14 protein-coding genes are annotated in these 15,047 nt (G+C 43.5%); 4 read left to right on the top strand and 10 right to left on the bottom strand.

What is annotated here, in order from left to right; genetic code table 11:
* Positions 1–169 precede the first annotated feature (169 nt).
* The 3 genes from M3I01_RS00315 to M3I01_RS00325 all read right to left on the bottom strand — a co-directional run bounded on the left by M3I01_RS00315 (position 170) and on the right by M3I01_RS00325 (position 3,244).
* Positions 170–1,198 carry a putative 2-aminoethylphosphonate ABC transporter substrate-binding protein gene (locus M3I01_RS00315; RefSeq protein ID WP_255893534.1) on the bottom strand — a complete coding sequence of 343 codons (1,029 nt, stop codon included), beginning with the start codon at positions 1,196–1,198 and terminating at the stop codon, positions 170–172.
* Positions 1,199–1,379: 181 nt separating this feature from the next.
* Positions 1,380–2,087: a UTRA domain-containing protein gene (locus tag M3I01_RS00320; protein ID WP_255893535.1), complete on the bottom strand. Its 708-nt coding sequence runs from the start codon at positions 2,085–2,087 to the stop codon at positions 1,380–1,382.
* A 248-nt stretch (positions 2,088–2,335) separates the two neighbouring features.
* Positions 2,336–3,244, bottom strand: coding sequence for a LysR family transcriptional regulator (locus tag M3I01_RS00325; RefSeq protein ID WP_255893537.1), 909 nt, complete (start codon positions 3,242–3,244; stop codon positions 2,336–2,338).
* A gap of 172 nt (positions 3,245–3,416) precedes the next feature.
* Here M3I01_RS00325 and M3I01_RS00330 point away from each other — a divergent pair, with 172 nt between their 5' ends.
* Positions 3,417–4,145, top strand: a complete 729-nt coding sequence (locus tag M3I01_RS00330) for an SDR family NAD(P)-dependent oxidoreductase (RefSeq protein WP_255893539.1) — start codon at positions 3,417–3,419, stop codon at positions 4,143–4,145.
* Positions 4,146–4,586: 441 nt separating this feature from the next.
* Positions 4,587–4,769 carry a hypothetical protein gene (locus tag M3I01_RS00335; RefSeq protein WP_176333943.1) on the top strand — a complete coding sequence of 61 codons (183 nt, stop codon included), beginning with the start codon at positions 4,587–4,589 and terminating at the stop codon, positions 4,767–4,769.
* 74 nt (positions 4,770–4,843) lie between these two features.
* Here the strand turns inward: M3I01_RS00335 and M3I01_RS00340 are convergent, their stop codons facing one another.
* From M3I01_RS00340 to M3I01_RS00365, 6 genes are all read right to left on the bottom strand, one after another.
* The gene (locus M3I01_RS00340) at positions 4,844–6,568 is read right to left on the bottom strand and encodes an ABC transporter substrate-binding protein (RefSeq protein WP_255893541.1); all 1,725 of its coding nucleotides are present in this window, start codon (positions 6,566–6,568) and stop codon (positions 4,844–4,846) included.
* A gap of 105 nt (positions 6,569–6,673) precedes the next feature.
* A complete protein-coding gene (locus M3I01_RS00345; protein WP_112135557.1) occupies positions 6,674–6,946 on the bottom strand; it encodes a DUF2160 domain-containing protein in 273 nt (90 codons plus the stop codon).
* 11 nt (positions 6,947–6,957) lie between these two features.
* Complete coding sequence (locus tag M3I01_RS00350; RefSeq protein WP_394358953.1) at positions 6,958–7,866, bottom strand: carbohydrate ABC transporter permease; 909 nt, start codon at positions 7,864–7,866, stop codon at positions 6,958–6,960.
* Between the two features lie 9 nt (positions 7,867–7,875).
* Positions 7,876–8,745 (bottom strand): carbohydrate ABC transporter permease, encoded by an 870-nt coding sequence (locus tag M3I01_RS00355; protein ID WP_255893542.1) that lies wholly within the window; start codon positions 8,743–8,745, stop codon positions 7,876–7,878.
* Positions 8,735–9,880, bottom strand: coding sequence for an ABC transporter ATP-binding protein (locus tag M3I01_RS00360; RefSeq protein ID WP_255893543.1), 1,146 nt, complete (start codon positions 9,878–9,880; stop codon positions 8,735–8,737). The genes M3I01_RS00355 and M3I01_RS00360 overlap by 11 nt, the downstream gene beginning before the upstream one ends.
* 1 nt (position 9,881) lies before the next feature.
* Complete coding sequence (locus M3I01_RS00365) at positions 9,882–10,970, bottom strand: ABC transporter ATP-binding protein (protein WP_255893545.1); 1,089 nt, start codon at positions 10,968–10,970, stop codon at positions 9,882–9,884.
* A 311-nt stretch (positions 10,971–11,281) separates the two neighbouring features.
* Here M3I01_RS00365 and M3I01_RS00370 point away from each other — a divergent pair, with 311 nt between their 5' ends.
* Positions 11,282–13,288, top strand: a complete 2,007-nt coding sequence (locus tag M3I01_RS00370; protein ID WP_255893546.1) for a sigma-54-dependent Fis family transcriptional regulator — start codon at positions 11,282–11,284, stop codon at positions 13,286–13,288.
* Positions 13,289–13,296: 8 nt separating this feature from the next.
* On the opposite strand, the gene M3I01_RS00375 is transcribed toward M3I01_RS00370, so the two are convergent.
* Positions 13,297–14,214, bottom strand: a complete 918-nt coding sequence (locus M3I01_RS00375) for a LysR family transcriptional regulator (protein WP_255893547.1) — start codon at positions 14,212–14,214, stop codon at positions 13,297–13,299.
* A gap of 145 nt (positions 14,215–14,359) precedes the next feature.
* On the opposite strand from M3I01_RS00375, the gene M3I01_RS00380 reads away from it, so the two are divergent.
* Positions 14,360–14,962, top strand: coding sequence for a nitroreductase family protein (locus M3I01_RS00380; protein WP_255893548.1), 603 nt, complete (start codon positions 14,360–14,362; stop codon positions 14,960–14,962).
* The last annotated feature ends 85 nt before the right edge of the window (positions 14,963–15,047 follow it).

Raw genomic sequence — 15,047 nt, forward strand, 5'->3', positions numbered from 1 at the left:
CCTCCTTGAATTTGGGCGCTTTTTGCAATGCTGTCTTTTACAATGGACTGTGGCGATAATTTTGTGTTTACCGCGTATCAATTTTTCACAAAAAACAAATCATATGACGGTTGTTAAAAAGAGAAATAGAGAATAAAGCGAGGCTTTATTCTCTATTCGTAGCAGCGATTTATTTTGCTTCGCTTTTGCTGTCGTAGCGTTCTTGCCACTTAGACAAAATCTTGACGCGGTTCGCTGCAGTCCACTCAAAGTCGTTATCAATCATTAACGTCTCTGCATTCTCTGGGAAAAACTCAACAGGCTTAGCAATGCCTGGTATTGCCACAACGGCATACCCTTCGTTGTACATTTCATTGGCTTTTTTCGACACAGTCCAATCAACCAAGGTTTTTGCCGCGGCGAGTTTGTCAGTGCCCTTAATAATCGAAGTGGCTTCCATGTCCCATCCTAGGCCTTCAGTTGGAAAAATAATGTCCAATGGTGCGCCAGATTTTTTCGATTTTGCGGCACGAAACGCAAATGAGATCCCGATTGGTATTTCACCTGAAGCGGCTAATTTACAAGGCTTAGAACCTGAGTGAGTGTAACGACTGATGTTACTATGTAGGCCATCCATATATTCCCAGCCCTTGTCTTCGCCGAAAATTTGTAACCAACTGCTGACGTCCAAGAACCCCGTACCAGATGAATTTGGGTTTGGCATAATAATGTGGTTTTTGTAGATTGGGTTGGTTAGGTCAGCCCACGAAGTAGGTTTTGGTAAACCAAGCTTTCCTGCTTCGACCGTGTTGTAGCAAATTGCAGCAATCCAAGCGTCCATTCCTGTCCAGACAGGGTTAGCAGATGTGTCTTTAAATTTCGCAGACAGTGCATCGTAGCCTTGAGGCTTATAGCTTTGGAGCATCCCTTCGTTTTTTAACAGCATAAGGCTGGTCGCGGCCAAGCCCCACACAACGTCCGCTTGAGGATTGTTTTTTTCAGCCAGTAACTTGGCGGTTACAATCCCCGTGGAATCGCGTACCCAGTTGATTTTGATTTCAGGGTGGTCAGCGTTAAAGCGAGCAGCGTATTTTTTAAGATCTTCGGCTTCCACTGCAGTGTAAACCGTTAATTCAGTTTGTGCCGCGTGTGTTGCGATAGAAACCGTTGCGATGCCTGCTAAAACCGCCAGACGTATTATTGGGTTTTTCTTTATCATCTTCACTTCTCCATGCATCAAGTTATCAACTGGTATAGACCAGATCAGATGAACAAAGTAACAGCCAGAGATGACATCTATGTGACAGGAAGAATACAGAGTAGAAAATATTTAAAAAGAAACGCTGGAAGGTAAAGATCACTCTTACTGAGAGAGTGACTGTAAACGCCGTGTTAAGGCGCTAATCGCGTAAGGAAATTTTGATTGTCATGGCATCATGTCGCCAGAATTCGTAATCGATTTCTAGAACTTTTTTGTCGCTGGTGTAGTTGATTCTTTCTATATGTAGTCCAGCTTGCCCTGCGGATATACCAAGATCGTTTGCTGCATGGGAAGGTAAGGAGGTGGATTTAAACACAAGGTCCATATCGCGATATTCTAGTTGGTATTTTTGTTTTAATAATTGGCCCAATGATTGGCTCAACTCTTCTTTTTCTATTCCGGGTAAAAGATCGATATTGATGTATATTTTCTCTATCAATACAGGACGTTGATCAATGTAGCGTCGACGATGTAAAAAGAGAATAGGTGTGTGTTCTTGTATGCCCATTAATTGCGCGATCTCTGCGGTAGCGGGTTCAACTTGCTGCATTAGCTTTTCTGTGTGCGGTATACCGCCCTGCTTAGAAACATACAAATTAAAGCTTAAATGACTGGCTGGGTCGTAGATTACAGCGGGTGGGGTAACAAACCATCCACGTCGATTTTGTCTGTAAATTAAGCCTTCTGCTTCTAGGTTCTGTAATGCTTGCCGCACGGTGACGCGAGTTAATTTGAATTGTTCACCGATTTCTCGTTCAGAGGGTAGTTTAGTGCCAGCTTTTAACGTTTTTTGCCGAATCAAATCTTTGAAATAGGTCTGTAAATGGCGATATTGGCTGTTTAACATAGCGTTTTTATTCCTAATAAAACCTAAGTTTAAAAGTCATCTTTCATGGTTGAATACACCTTTTAGCAGGTATCGTCGGTTTTATTCGTATTAACGGCTTATTCTTCTTTCCACTATGGCTGGATAACCTTTATGGCATGCCGCCGCACAATGTAGCGTACGATTGGCGGAATGGAAACAAGAGTCTTATGCGTGATTTGATACCTTAGAGGAAATAGCTTAACGCTGCTCATGGTCATCGTTGACGACTAATCAAACTTGAGTGTTTGATAAAGGGCTTCCCAGATACTGGTGGAAGCGCGACTGCGATAGTTGCGCCCTAAACAAACGAGATTAATTGGGTCTGTACTAGGGTGTTTCCAATCGGTCAGTATAGGAATAAGTGTTTTTTGCTCAATGTCTTTGCGGATGAGCAATGGGTCAATCATGATGATTCCTAACCCTAAACGGGCCATTTCAACGAGCGCTCTGCTATCATCTGTCGTTATATTACTCTGTACTTGAATGCTCTCTATTCGGCCATTGCCGTTATCGAAAGGCCAATTTTTCAACTCTATATTGCTGTTTTTAAAGACTAAACATTGGTGGTTATTCAATTCATTTGGATGTGTCGGCGTGCCATGTATGTGAAGGTATTCTGGACTTGCATACCAACCCCAGCGCTTCACTCCTATTTTTCTTGCTACTAAGGAGGAATCCGGTAAGTGTCCAATCCGAATGGCAATGTCGACTTGCTCTTCAATCAGGTCTATATATTTGTCGCTTAAACTCAGTTCTAGTGAAATATTAGGATATTGCTCTCGTAGTTGGCTAAATAAAGGTAACAAATAATGTTGACCAATGAGCGAAGAACAGCTGATTTTTACCTTTCCCGATGGTATGAAATCTAGATCTTCCATGACTCGTTGTGAGTCTTCTATTAGAGCCTTAAGTGGCTGACTGGCATCTAATAAGGACATCCCCGCTTCTGTTAGGCTTAATTTACGTGAGCTTCGTTGAATGAGCCTTTGCCCTAAGTGAGCTTCGAGTTGCTGGATTTTTTTACTCACCGACGAACGTGGTAGGTTGCATTGTATGGCGGCGGCTTGAAAGCTGCCTAAGCGGATCACTTCCTGAAACAAATACAGATGAGAAAGGTGGTTCAGTAAGGCTTTCATAGATGTATTTTCTTATCGTAAATAGGTAAGCGAAAGAAACAGAATAAGGGATGTATCTGAATATTGAAAGTTCCAATAGGGAAACTTAATGTTTCTTTATTAGTGCCTAATCGGAAACTATAAAAAATCATAACATGTGTGCTTGTTCTCTCACATCGTTAGGGTAAATAGCATGAACCAAAAAACATTTCTTATTACAGGTGCGACATCGGGTATCGGTTTTACATTAGCTAAGCATTGTGTCGATTTGGGGCATAACGTGATTATTACTGGTCGAGACCAATCTAAGTTGGATCGAGTGTCAATGGCGCTTGGTGTGACGGGGTATCTTGTAGACAACGCGGATATGGGACAAATTCGCTGGTTGGGTGAAACCTTAAAAAGCGAAGGGAAAGTCATTGATGGTGTTGTATTAAATGCCGGTATTTTTTACCCCGATGCCTTTTCAGAGACGACGCCAGACGCATTTGATACAACCATGGCAATTAATACTAAAGGACCTTTTTTTACCTTACAGGCGCTTTTACCTAGTCTAGCGAAACCGGCTAGTGTGGTGTTTATTTCCAGTATTGCGGTGACAAAAAGCTTTGAAGGTTGTGCCACGTATGCTGCCAGCAAAGCGGCATTTGAGGCGGTAGTTCGTGTGGCGAATATGGAATTGGCGAGCACAGAAGTGCGAATTAATATCGTACGTCCAGGAGTAACGGCGACAGAAATTCAATCTAAAGCCGGCATGACGAAAGAGCAGGAACACTCTTTGTTTGAAAGCCTTAGGGCAACGCCACTAGGTCGTGGGTTAAACTCGGCTGACCATGTTGGTGCTATTATGTACCTATTGGGTGATGATTCTATCGCTCTGCGAAATGCAGTGATCGAAGTGGAAGGTGGTTATCTTCTTTAAACAAATAAACAAATAAACAAATAAACAAATAAATAAACAAAAAGCGAAAGTCAGAAACGACTTTCGCTTTTTGTTTATTAAGCTACGACGCTTTCAAATATAGATTTTCAGCGACATCGTTTAGATTCAGATGATGCTCTCGTGGACGGAAGCTGCCTGATGTCGTCTTTAATTGGGGCGTATTATGAAAAAATGCGTTAGTCACAGTGTCGTAAAGTGTTTTACGTAAACGATAAAGAATTTAATTTTGGCTGCTGAGATAAAGTTCGGATTGGCTAAAACACTCGTAACTGCTTCATTTTAAAAGACTTAATACGAATCGTTTGACCTCAATTAATAAAAATTTTAATTTTTCACAGAACTTTTCTGATTTATGACAGTGTAATCTTTAAAAGTTAGCTATGTTTAGTAGTCAAAACGCAGTTTAAGGAGAGAGCTAGCATGAAAAAACAGGATGAAGGCATGACGCATTTGGTCAATTTACTCGAAGATTTAGAGAAAATCTCACTTCAAGATATATCACAAATTCCACTTTCTCAGCAGCACATACTGGCTGAAAAAATCGAAAGCTTGCAGGATGAATTGAAAGTGCTGGTAAACAAAGAAAAATCATCAACTCATTAAGCTAGACTTTCCATATTTTGCTCAAAAAAAGACCGGCCTAAGCCGGTCAAACGTTCAGAGAGTGTAAGGTGATATTATTCCCAAGAACGAATTAAATCGTCATAGGAAACAGTAACGCCTTGTGGTTTTTCATTCGCCAATTTCGCTTTTGGCGAACCTGGTTGAGCCAACCAGTAAGCTTCGTCACGCGGTGTGTTAAGTTTTGGTCCACATAGAGGCTGTACGTTAGCACGCTCTAAACGTTCCATTACTTTGTCTTGTGCCGCTGCTAGACCGTTCAAGGCTTCTTGAGGTGTCGCTTCGCCACTGGCCGCTTGAGAAATGTACTGCCACCAAAGCTGAGCTAGCTTAGGATAATCCGGTACGTTAATCCCAGTTGGAGACCACTGTTTACGAGCTGGTCCTTTGTAGAACTCTACTAAGCCACCTAGTTTAGGTGCTGCAGCCGCCATTTCAGGTGAGTTGATATCCGACTCACGAATAGGCGTTAGACCTACTAAGGTTTTTTTCAAAGAAACGGTTTTAGCCGTTGTGAACTGAGCGTACAACCAAGCCGCTAAGCGACGGTCGTCTGGTGTTGAGTTCATGAAGGTCCAAGCGCCAACGTCTTGATAACCTTTTTTCATGCCTTCTTCCCAGTATGGCCCAACAGGAGATGGTGCCATGCGCCATTTCGGAGTGCCATCCTCATTCACAACAGGAAGACCTTTAGTCGTCATGTCAGCTGTAAACGCGGTGTACCAGAAGATTTGCTGAGCGATGCCTCCTTGAGCTGGTACAGGACCAGATTCAGAGAATGTCATGCCTTGCGCTTCTGGTGGCGCGTACTTACGCAACCAGTCTACGTACTTTGTCGTTGCATAAACGGCCGCTGGGCCATTTGTCGCACCGCCACGAGAGACGCTTGAACCAACAGGTGAACACGCATCTTTGATACGAATACCCCATTCATCCACAGGCAAACCATTTGGTGTACCTTTGTCGCCCGCACCCGCCATAGAGAACCAAGCATCGGTGAAACGCCATCCAAGAGATGGATCTTTTTTACCGTAATCCATGTGTCCATAAATGCGTTTGCCATCGATGGTTTTCACTTTATCAGAGAAAAATTCAGCAATGTCTTCGTAAGCAGACCAGTTTACTGGTACGCCTAGTTCGTAGCCGTATATAGATTTGAATTTCGCTTTTAGGTCAGGACGAGCAAACCAGTCAGCTCGGAACCAATAAAGGTTAGCAAACTGCTGTGTTGGCAATTGGTAAAGTTTTCCATCAGGACCTGTCGTGAAATCCAAACCGATAAAGTCGGCAAGATCCAGTGTTGGCAAAGTATAATCTTGGCCGTCACCCAGCATCATGTCAGAGATAGGAACGACTTTTCCGTAGCGGAAATGCGTACCGATCAAATCGGAGTCGTTTACGTAAGCATCATAGATATTACGACCAGACTGCATTTGCGTTTGCAGTTTTTCGACGACGTCACCTTCTTGAATTAGGTCATGGTTGACCTTAATACCAGTGATTTCTTCGAAAGCTTTGGCTAATACTTGAGACTCGTATTGGTGCGTTGTCAGCGTTTCTGATGCAACATTGATTTCCATACCACGGAATTTTTTCGCGGCGTCGGTAAACCAGTGCATTTCGTCAAGCTGCTGTTTTTTGTTTAACGTGGAAACAGTAAATTCGTTATCTACCCATTTTTTTGCTGCGTCAGAGTATGCATCGGCCCAAATATTGGCAGAGTGCAACATAACAGCAAAGGGTAAGGCGGCTAGTGCAATTTTCTTCTTATTGTAGCGCATGTTTTACCTCAACAAAGTTTAGTTTTTTTAATTGGCTTCCGTGCCAGACAATCCATCGTTCCTATTGATTAGGGACGCTGATGAGAGAAAGTACGAATACTTTCTCTAGCCCCAACGCATTAGGATAATCATCCAAAATGCGCATAGGACGGTTACCACCGCGATGTTCACATCCGTCAAAGCAACGAATGCGAGGTGGATAAAGGCGCTGCTGAGCAGGCCTATGAATAAGCGATCTCCTCGGGTGGTGGCCAGTGGCAAAAAGCCACGACGTTCCACGCAAGGTGAGACAATTTGCCATGTGGTCATGCCGACCAAGATAACAGCAATGCCGATAAAGAATAGAGCAGTGGGTAATGTCCAAGACATCCAAGCCATAATGATTCTCCTTACACTCGACCAAGGGCAAAGCCCTTCGCGACATGGTTACGAACGAAATAAATGACCAACATTCCTGGCAGAATAGTAAGCACCCCCGCCGCAGCGAGTAGCCCCCAATCCATTCCTGATGCAGAGACGGTACGCGTCATAATGGCCGCGATAGGTTTGGCATCGACAGATGTTAGTGTACGAGCCAATAACAACTCTACCCAAGAGAACATGAAACAGAAGAATGCTGTTACACCGATACCTGAGCGAATCAACGGAATGAAGATGCGCACAAAAAATTTTGGAAAAGAGTAACCATCGATATACGCTGTTTCATCTATTTCACGAGGCACGCCGCTCATAAAGCCTTCCAGTATCCACACGGCTAAAGGCACAGTGAAAATACAGTGGGCTAACGCAACCGCAATGTGTGTATCGAACAAGCCGACGGAAGAGTACAGCTGGAAGAATGGTAATAAGAATACTGCTGGTGGCGCCATACGATTGGATAGCAACCAGAAGAACATGTGCTTATCGCCAATGAACTTATAGCGGCTAAAGGCGTAGGCGGCAGGCAATGCAACCAGCAAACTAATAACCATATTCATGGATACGTACAGTATTGAGTTGACATACCCCATGTACCAGGTTGAATCACTAAAAATCTTGGCGTAGTTTTCCCAAGTAAAATCGGCAGGGAAGAAAGACAAGCCGCTGAGAATTTCTGTATTGGTTTTAAATGACATGTTGACGAGCCAATAAATAGGCAACAGCAACAGAATCACATAAAGCACCAGACCAAAGCGTCCACGAGTATTCGCATTGCGGGCTTTACGCTCCGCGCGGCTGTACACTGGGGCTTGTTCTTTAGTGACTTTGTACTCTTGTGAAGAGTTTTTATTTGACATAGGTGTTGATGATTGAGTCATGATCCGCTCCTACTTGTCTTTTTGCATGTTCATGATGGTGGTGTAGAACACCCAACACACGAGCAAGATGATTAAGAAGTACACCAATGAGAATGCCGCGGCAGGACCAAGGTCAAATTGTCCAATGGCTTGTTGCACAAGGGCTTGACTCAAGAATGTCGTTGAACTACCAGGACCGCCACCGGTTAATACAAACGGTTCGGTGTAGATCATGAAAGAGTCCATAAAGCGCAATAACATACCGATAACCAACACATTCGCTAGTTTAGGCAATTGGATATAGCGGAACACGGCCCAGCGAGAGGCTTGGTCAATGCGAGCTGCTTGGTAATACACTTCTGGAATGGCACGTAAGCCGGAGTAGCACAAAAGAGCGATTAAGGGAGTCCAATGCCATACGTCCATCAATACAACGGTTAGCCAAGCATCGGTTGGGTTAGATGAATAGTTGTAATCAACGCCAAGACTGCTCATAAAGGCACCGAATAACCCAATGTCTGCACGCCCGAAGATTTGCCAGATTGTACCTACTACGTTCCAAGGAATTAGTAGAGGAATAGCGACTAGGATCAAAGCCAAAGAAGCGCCTCGTCCTTTGGTTGGCATCATCAAAGCAACACAAATACCCAATGGGACTTCTATAGCAAGAATGGTGATGGAATAGACAAACTGACGAAGTAATGCTTCGTGTAAGCGGCTGTCTAACATGACTTGTTTGAACCATTCTGTGCCAACGAAGTAGCGTGTATAAGGATCAAATATGTCCTGTACCGAATAGTTCACTACCGTCATTAAAGGAATGATGGCAGAGAAGGCAACGATAAGGAAAACAGGCATAACAAGGAACCAAGCCTTGTTGTTTTCGACTTTAGTTTGCATGGTCGGTCTCCTTATCCTTATCCTTGTCGTTATTGATAGCGTGAGCGGCTAAGTCAACGAGATACTCGTCCACATAAACCTTAGTCCATTGCTCTGGAAAACTCACATAGATTTGCCCTGATGGCACTTTCTGGTCTTCGCTAAGGCGCGCTTTCATTATTTGGCCATTGAACGAGAAAGAAAGAATTTTATAAGTGCCTAGATCTTCAACGAAGTCCACTTCGACTGGAAAAGCATCATCATTTTTGCCATCCCAAACATGAACGAACTCTGGTCGAATGCCCACTTTGATATTGCTGGCGCCCATGGCTTTTAAACGGGTAAGCATGGCATCGCTGGTGGCAATTTCATGGCTGCCAAAAGTAAGTGTGTCTTTTAGCTCAACGTCAAAAAAGTTCATGCCCGGGCTACCAATAAAGTAACCAACAAAGGTATGGGCCGGGTTTTCAAACAACTCACGTGGTGTACCGAACTGGACGATTTGCCCGTTGTACATCACTGCGATTTTATCGGCAAAGGTAGAGGCTTCGAGCTGATCATGAGTCACATACACCATGGTGATGTTGAACTGTTCATGGATCTGCTTGAGTTTACGGCGCAATTTCCATTTAAGCTGTGGGTCAATAACCGTAAGAGGTTCATCAAAAAGAATGGCTGACACGTTATCGCGAACAAGACCGCGTCCCATCGACACTTTCTGCTTCTGGTCGGCGGAAAGGCCTTTAGCTTTGCGTTTTAGCTGATCAGACAGTTCTAAAATCTCAGCCACTTCATGTACTTTTGATTTTATTTTATGTTCTGGAACACCAATATTACGCAAAGGGAATGCAAGGTTATCAAACACCGTCATAGTGTCGTAAATAACGGGAAACTGAAAAACTTGTGCGATATTACGCTCTTCGGGTTTTAATTCGTTGACGCGTTTACCATCAAACAAAATCTCACCATTAGAGGGCTTCAATAGACCAGAGATTATGTTAAGTAGCGTGGATTTACCGCAACCAGAAGGTCCAAGCAACGCAAATGCTCCGCCTTGTTCCCAAACGTGGGTCATTTCACGAATGGCGTAATCTTCAGGTTTGGTTGGGTTTTCTACATAACTGTGTGCTAATGCATTTAAGGTAATAGAAGCCATATTATAGATCCCTCATTCGTGCTGGGGAGTGCACCATTTTGCCTTGTGTATCAAAGACATAAAGTTTGTGCGTCGGAAAATAGACCTTAATTTCTTGATCCACTTGATAGGCGTGAACACCAGATAAATGCAGCACCAAATCAAAATGCGGATTGTGTACGTGCAAGAAAGTTTCTGAGCCGCTGATCTCTGCTAAGTCAACGCGAACAGGCAGTTCTAAATCATCATCGGCATGAGGTACTAAGCCGATATGTGACGCTCGTACACCAAATTGATATTCGCCAGGAGAAAGGCTGCGCAGATCACTGTTTAAGCGAAAGTGCACGGTATCGTCGAAGGTTACTTCTTCTTCGCTGACTCGACCTTGTACGATGTTGATCGGTGGCTCAGAAAACATCTCCGCGGTGATGATGTCTTTTGGCTGATGATAAACTTTAGCCGTTGGCCCCATTTGCAGTAAACGACCTTCGTTTAACACGGCCGTGTTGCCGCCCAAAGCCAATGCTTCGTTGGGTTCTGTGGTCGCGTAAATGGCGATACAGTTACGCACTTTAAAGAGAGCGCGTAACTCTTGACGTAATTCTTCTCGCAATTTGTAATCGAGGTTAACCAGAGGTTCATCGAATAAAATAATTTGAGAATCTTTCACTAGGGCTCTTGCCATGGCAGTACGTTGTTGCTGTCCACCAGATAGTTGTAGAGGCAAGCGATCAAGAAAAGGATCGATACGAAGCATCTCTGCGGTTTCTCGTACGCGACGATCCACTTCTTTTTCATCCATCTTTGCTAAACGAAGCGGCGATGCGATGTTTTCGTATACGGTGAGGTTGGGGTAGTTGATGAATTGTTGATACACCATGGAAATGTTGCGTTCGCGAACGGCTACACCGGTCACGTCCACCCCATTCATGAGGATTTTTCCTTTGGTTGGCTTATCAAGGCCAGCCATGAGTCGCATGAGCGTGGTTTTACCAGACAGTGTGCGTCCAAGTAAAACGTTGAAAGAGCCAGGTTCGAGCGTCATATTAACGTTGTCGATCCAAGTCTCACCATCAACAACGCGCGATACATTCTGCAGCGTCAGAGACATTGTCAGTACCTTTTTGTTGTTATTGTTTTTTTATGTGTGATCATACTGTTGGCCTTTGCAAAGCTCAAAAGTGAACACACTCTGATTGTGTAAATACATTGCAGAAGCCGTGCCAAAAAAAAATATCACTAATTATTTTTATTCAATATATTGATATATAAGAATATTTTGTTAATTTCATGCTTTTTTTCATGGCTTTCCTTTTCGAAAAAGGACTGTTCATAGCTGTTCAAAGTGTTTACAGTTCTCCTATTATAGTGAACATTTCGTGCACAGTAGAAGGCGTTTGATTTACTGAGTTGGAGTTGGAAATGCAAAACGAAGAGCAGAACAAACAACAAGCAGCGAGCGCATCTGTAGACATAGACCTTGCGTCTGATATGAGTCTTGCTCAGACACACAAAGAACGAATTCAAGCGTCTTGGTATCGTTGTGAGCAATTTGGACTGGATCATAGCAGTCGTCCAGATTTTGCGACCTTGCCGAAAGGTACTTTGAGCGACTTGATGGATCATCACCGCAGCCTGCTTGAAACCACGGAAAACGAGGTACTACCGTACTACGAAAATATCCTCAGTAATTCCGCCTGTATGATCGTTTTAGCAGATCGTCAGGGACACGTCTTGAATACGTGGGGACAGCCGCGCTTTGGCAGCGCTGAGGAGCACGGTTTAATTGGTGGAAATCAATGGACTGAAATGGGCGTTGGAACCAATGCCATTGGCACTGCGCTGATTACAGGTGAAGCGATTCAAGTGGGGCGTGACGAACACTTTTTACGCGCCAACCGTTTTATGGTGGGGTCAGCGTCGCCTATCTATAACACCCAAAACGATTTAGTCGGTGTATTGGATATTTCATCGGATGCTTATCTGCCGCAAGATCATACTTTTGGAATGGTAAAGCTCATGTCCTTAAGTGTTGAGAATCGGTTGATTTTTTCGGCATTTCAGCAAGAGCATTTTATTTTGAGTTTTAATACCAATGTCGTCAGTTTAGACAGTCATTGGTCGGGTATTTTGGTTCTGGATGAAAGCGGCACTATTGTATCGGCTAATCGTCGTGCAGAAGTCGTGCTCGCGCGGGATTTGGCTCTACTCAATATTAATCAAATATTTGATATTGAGATGCGTGAAATTAAGCATCATCCCTTTAGTTTGCCAATGAAATTGATCGCCATGGGGCGTTACCAGTTTTATGTCAAAGTTATCCCCCCCGTACAACAAATTATGCGTGTTCCAGACTTTCGTGTGCGCACCGATTATGTCGCCCCTCCACAGGCAGAAGCTATTGTTATGAATGAAAAAAAGCCGGCCACGGATAAGGTGAAGAAACAAGAAAATAGTGTGTCAATAGAAATACCCGATAACGTCATTCCATTGGCGGAATTACAACATGGCGATGAACGTGTAGAGCGTTTGGTACGCCAAGCCCACAAGATCATGGAGAAAGACATTCCCATCTTGATCCACGGTGAAACGGGCGCGGGAAAGGAAATTTTCGTCCGCAGTTTGCATTACCACAGCTCTCGCGCCAAAGAAATGCTGGTGGCAGTAAACTGTGCCGCCATCCCTGCTGAGTTAGTAGAGTCTGAACTCTTTGGTTATGAAAAAGGCGCGTTTACCGGTGCTCAAAATAGAGGCTCGATAGGCCTCATTCGTCGCGCTCATCGCGGCACTTTATTTTTAGATGAAATTGGTGAAATGCCAATGGCCGTTCAGTCGCGACTATTGCGTGTTTTACAAGAAAGAGTGGTCACACCACTTGGTTCGACTGATGTGTTTCCGGTTGATATTAAGCTTATCTCTGCCACTAACCGCACACTGAAAGAAGAAGTCAAAGAAGGGCGTTTCCGCCAAGATTTATATTATCGAATTTCCGGTTTAAACATAGAATTACCAGCCTTGCGCAAACGATCTGATAAAGCGGAATTGATTCAGTACCTTCATAATCGCCTACGCAAAGAAGAGCCTGGCCCTGCTTTATCACAAGCCATGGTGAATCTTTTGGTGAAACATCCTTGGCCCGGTAATATGCGACAACTTGCCCATGTTTTAAAAGTGGGAATGGCGATGGCTGATGAGGAAGTACTGGAAGATTGGCATTTGCCGGATGACTTCTTTGATGATTTAGACGCGATGGGGGAGTCCGACGCACCTGAGCTTGATTCAGCGACAGGACAAAATGAGCCGCTAGAAAGATTAATACCTCGGCTGTTAAGTGAATTTAAAGGTAACGTTTCACAAACCGCAAAAACGGCGGGAGTGAGCCGAAATACGGTGTACAAGTATGGGAAATTGAAAGATGGATCAGAATGACGATCATTTTATTTTATGTAGTCAACCTCCCAGTAAGGGTGATCACCTTTAAGCTTATCTGTAATAAAGTCTAGAAACACACGCACTTTTGCTGGTAAATGACGACGCTCAGGAAAAACGGCATAAAAAGTGTGTGTTGGAAGTGAGTGGTTTTCAAAAAGAGGAATAAGTCGTCCACTGATAATATCTTGGCCGATGACAAAGGTGGGAATTTTAGCAATGCCTAAGCCTGCTAATGCCGCCGCTTGTAGCGCCTCGCTATTGTTGACTTGGTAGTTGCCATCAACTTTGACCTTTTGTATTTTTTTATCGTGATGAAATACCCAGTCATTTCCGTTGTAATCATAAATAAAGCGTATGCAATTATGGTTTATTAACTCTTCAGGAGAATTTGGTATACCGTATTTTTTTAAATAATCCGGAGAAGCACAAACGACACTTCGGCAAGAGGCGAGAGGGCGGGCGATTAATGTAGAGTCCTTCATTTCTCCGGCTCTAATAGCAACATCAAAACCACTTCCCACCAAATCCACTTTTTTATCATCCATGATCATATTGAGCTTTATATCTGGATAGTGCGTTAAAAACTCTGTTACTAATGGGGCCAAATGCAAACGACCAAATGACATCGGCGTGCTGATTTTTAAGGTGCCTTTAGGTTTTCCTTGTAATTGAGTGACGGAGTCAATGCCTTCTGATGCAGCAGCAAGAGCTTTAACAGCATGATGGAAGTACTGCTCACCCGCTTCTGTAAGGCTTAGTGTCCTTGTCGTTCTATGGAGTAGCTTCACTCCTAACGTATTTTCTAACAAGCTAATGCGTTTGCTAACCGCTGATTTACTTGTACCTAAGCTTTCTGCTGCCTTTGAAAAACTGCCTTTCTCTACGACAGCGACAAAAACAGGTATGGCTGAAAACGTTTCCATAAAATCACTATTGTTGAGTTAAACGCAACAATCATTTTCTTATTACCCCATTTATTTGTCAATTGAAAACAATATAAAGTACTTCTTAACGGATCACCCGTCTTCGACGTGATCACTATTCAATAATAAAAGGGTAAGAAGTCACATGGATATCTTTCAAGCAATTGAACAACGACGAGCGGTTAAGCATTATCAAGCGAATACTAAAATGCCTGAAGCAGATTATCAGGCTTTGATGAGCGCTGTATTACTTTCTCCTACTTCTTACAACATTCAGCATTGGCGTTTTGTAAGAGTCACGGAGGTTGAGCAAAGAGAAAATTTAAAAGCGGCGGCTTGGGGGCAGGCTCAAGTGTCTGAGGCTGCAGAACTATTTGTATTGTGTGCTGATGTTGACGCTTGGAATGATCGTCCTGAACGCTATGTTGCAAATAGTCCTAAAGAAACTCAGGATATGCTTTTGCCAATGATGTACGGTTTTTATAATAAGAAAGAGCAAATTCAACGAGATGAAGCCATGCGTTCATGTGGTATTGCTGCGCAAACTATGATGTTAGCCGCGAAGGGTCTGGGTTATGACTCTTGTCCTATGGTAGGTTTTGATCGAGAAAAAGTGGCCGAATTAATACAACTTCCAAAAGGTCACGTTATTGCCATGATGATTGCAATCGGTCATGCAGAGAAGGCGGCGTATCCTAGGGCGGGTCAGCTTCCATTATCAGACGTGCTTGTTGAAAATCATTTTTAGATTTGAAGTGACAAATAATAGGTACTAACTCTTATTTTGTTGAGGAAAGAATGTTGTCACTCAGGTGTATTTCTATCAATACATC

Source organism: Marinomonas maritima (genome assembly GCF_024435075.2).
Taxonomy (GTDB): domain Bacteria; phylum Pseudomonadota; class Gammaproteobacteria; order Pseudomonadales; family Marinomonadaceae; genus Marinomonas; species Marinomonas maritima.

Bases quoted from the DNA above. Each gene is read 5' to 3' on its own strand.
- M3I01_RS00315 (WP_255893534.1), bottom strand. From the start codon at position 1,198: ATGATAAAGAAAAACCCAATAATACGTCTGGCGGTTTTAGCAGGCATC.
- M3I01_RS00320 (WP_255893535.1), bottom strand. From the start codon at position 2,087: ATGTTAAACAGCCAATATCGCCATTTACAGACCTATTTCAAAGATTTG.
- M3I01_RS00325 (WP_255893537.1), bottom strand. From the start codon at position 3,244: ATGAAAGCCTTACTGAACCACCTTTCTCATCTGTATTTGTTTCAGGAA.
- M3I01_RS00330 (WP_255893539.1), top strand. From the start codon at position 3,417: ATGAACCAAAAAACATTTCTTATTACAGGTGCGACATCGGGTATCGGT.
- M3I01_RS00335 (WP_176333943.1), top strand. From the start codon at position 4,587: ATGAAAAAACAGGATGAAGGCATGACGCATTTGGTCAATTTACTCGAA.
- M3I01_RS00340 (WP_255893541.1), bottom strand. From the start codon at position 6,568: ATGCGCTACAATAAGAAGAAAATTGCACTAGCCGCCTTACCCTTTGCT.
- M3I01_RS00345 (WP_112135557.1), bottom strand. From the start codon at position 6,946: ATGGCTTGGATGTCTTGGACATTACCCACTGCTCTATTCTTTATCGGC.
- M3I01_RS00350 (WP_394358953.1), bottom strand. From the start codon at position 7,866: ATGACTCAATCATCAACACCTATGTCAAATAAAAACTCTTCACAAGAG.
- M3I01_RS00355 (WP_255893542.1), bottom strand. From the start codon at position 8,745: ATGCAAACTAAAGTCGAAAACAACAAGGCTTGGTTCCTTGTTATGCCT.
- M3I01_RS00360 (WP_255893543.1), bottom strand. From the start codon at position 9,880: ATGGCTTCTATTACCTTAAATGCATTAGCACACAGTTATGTAGAAAAC.
- M3I01_RS00365 (WP_255893545.1), bottom strand. From the start codon at position 10,970: ATGTCTCTGACGCTGCAGAATGTATCGCGCGTTGTTGATGGTGAGACT.
- M3I01_RS00370 (WP_255893546.1), top strand. From the start codon at position 11,282: ATGCAAAACGAAGAGCAGAACAAACAACAAGCAGCGAGCGCATCTGTA.
- M3I01_RS00375 (WP_255893547.1), bottom strand. From the start codon at position 14,214: ATGGAAACGTTTTCAGCCATACCTGTTTTTGTCGCTGTCGTAGAGAAA.
- M3I01_RS00380 (WP_255893548.1), top strand. From the start codon at position 14,360: ATGGATATCTTTCAAGCAATTGAACAACGACGAGCGGTTAAGCATTAT.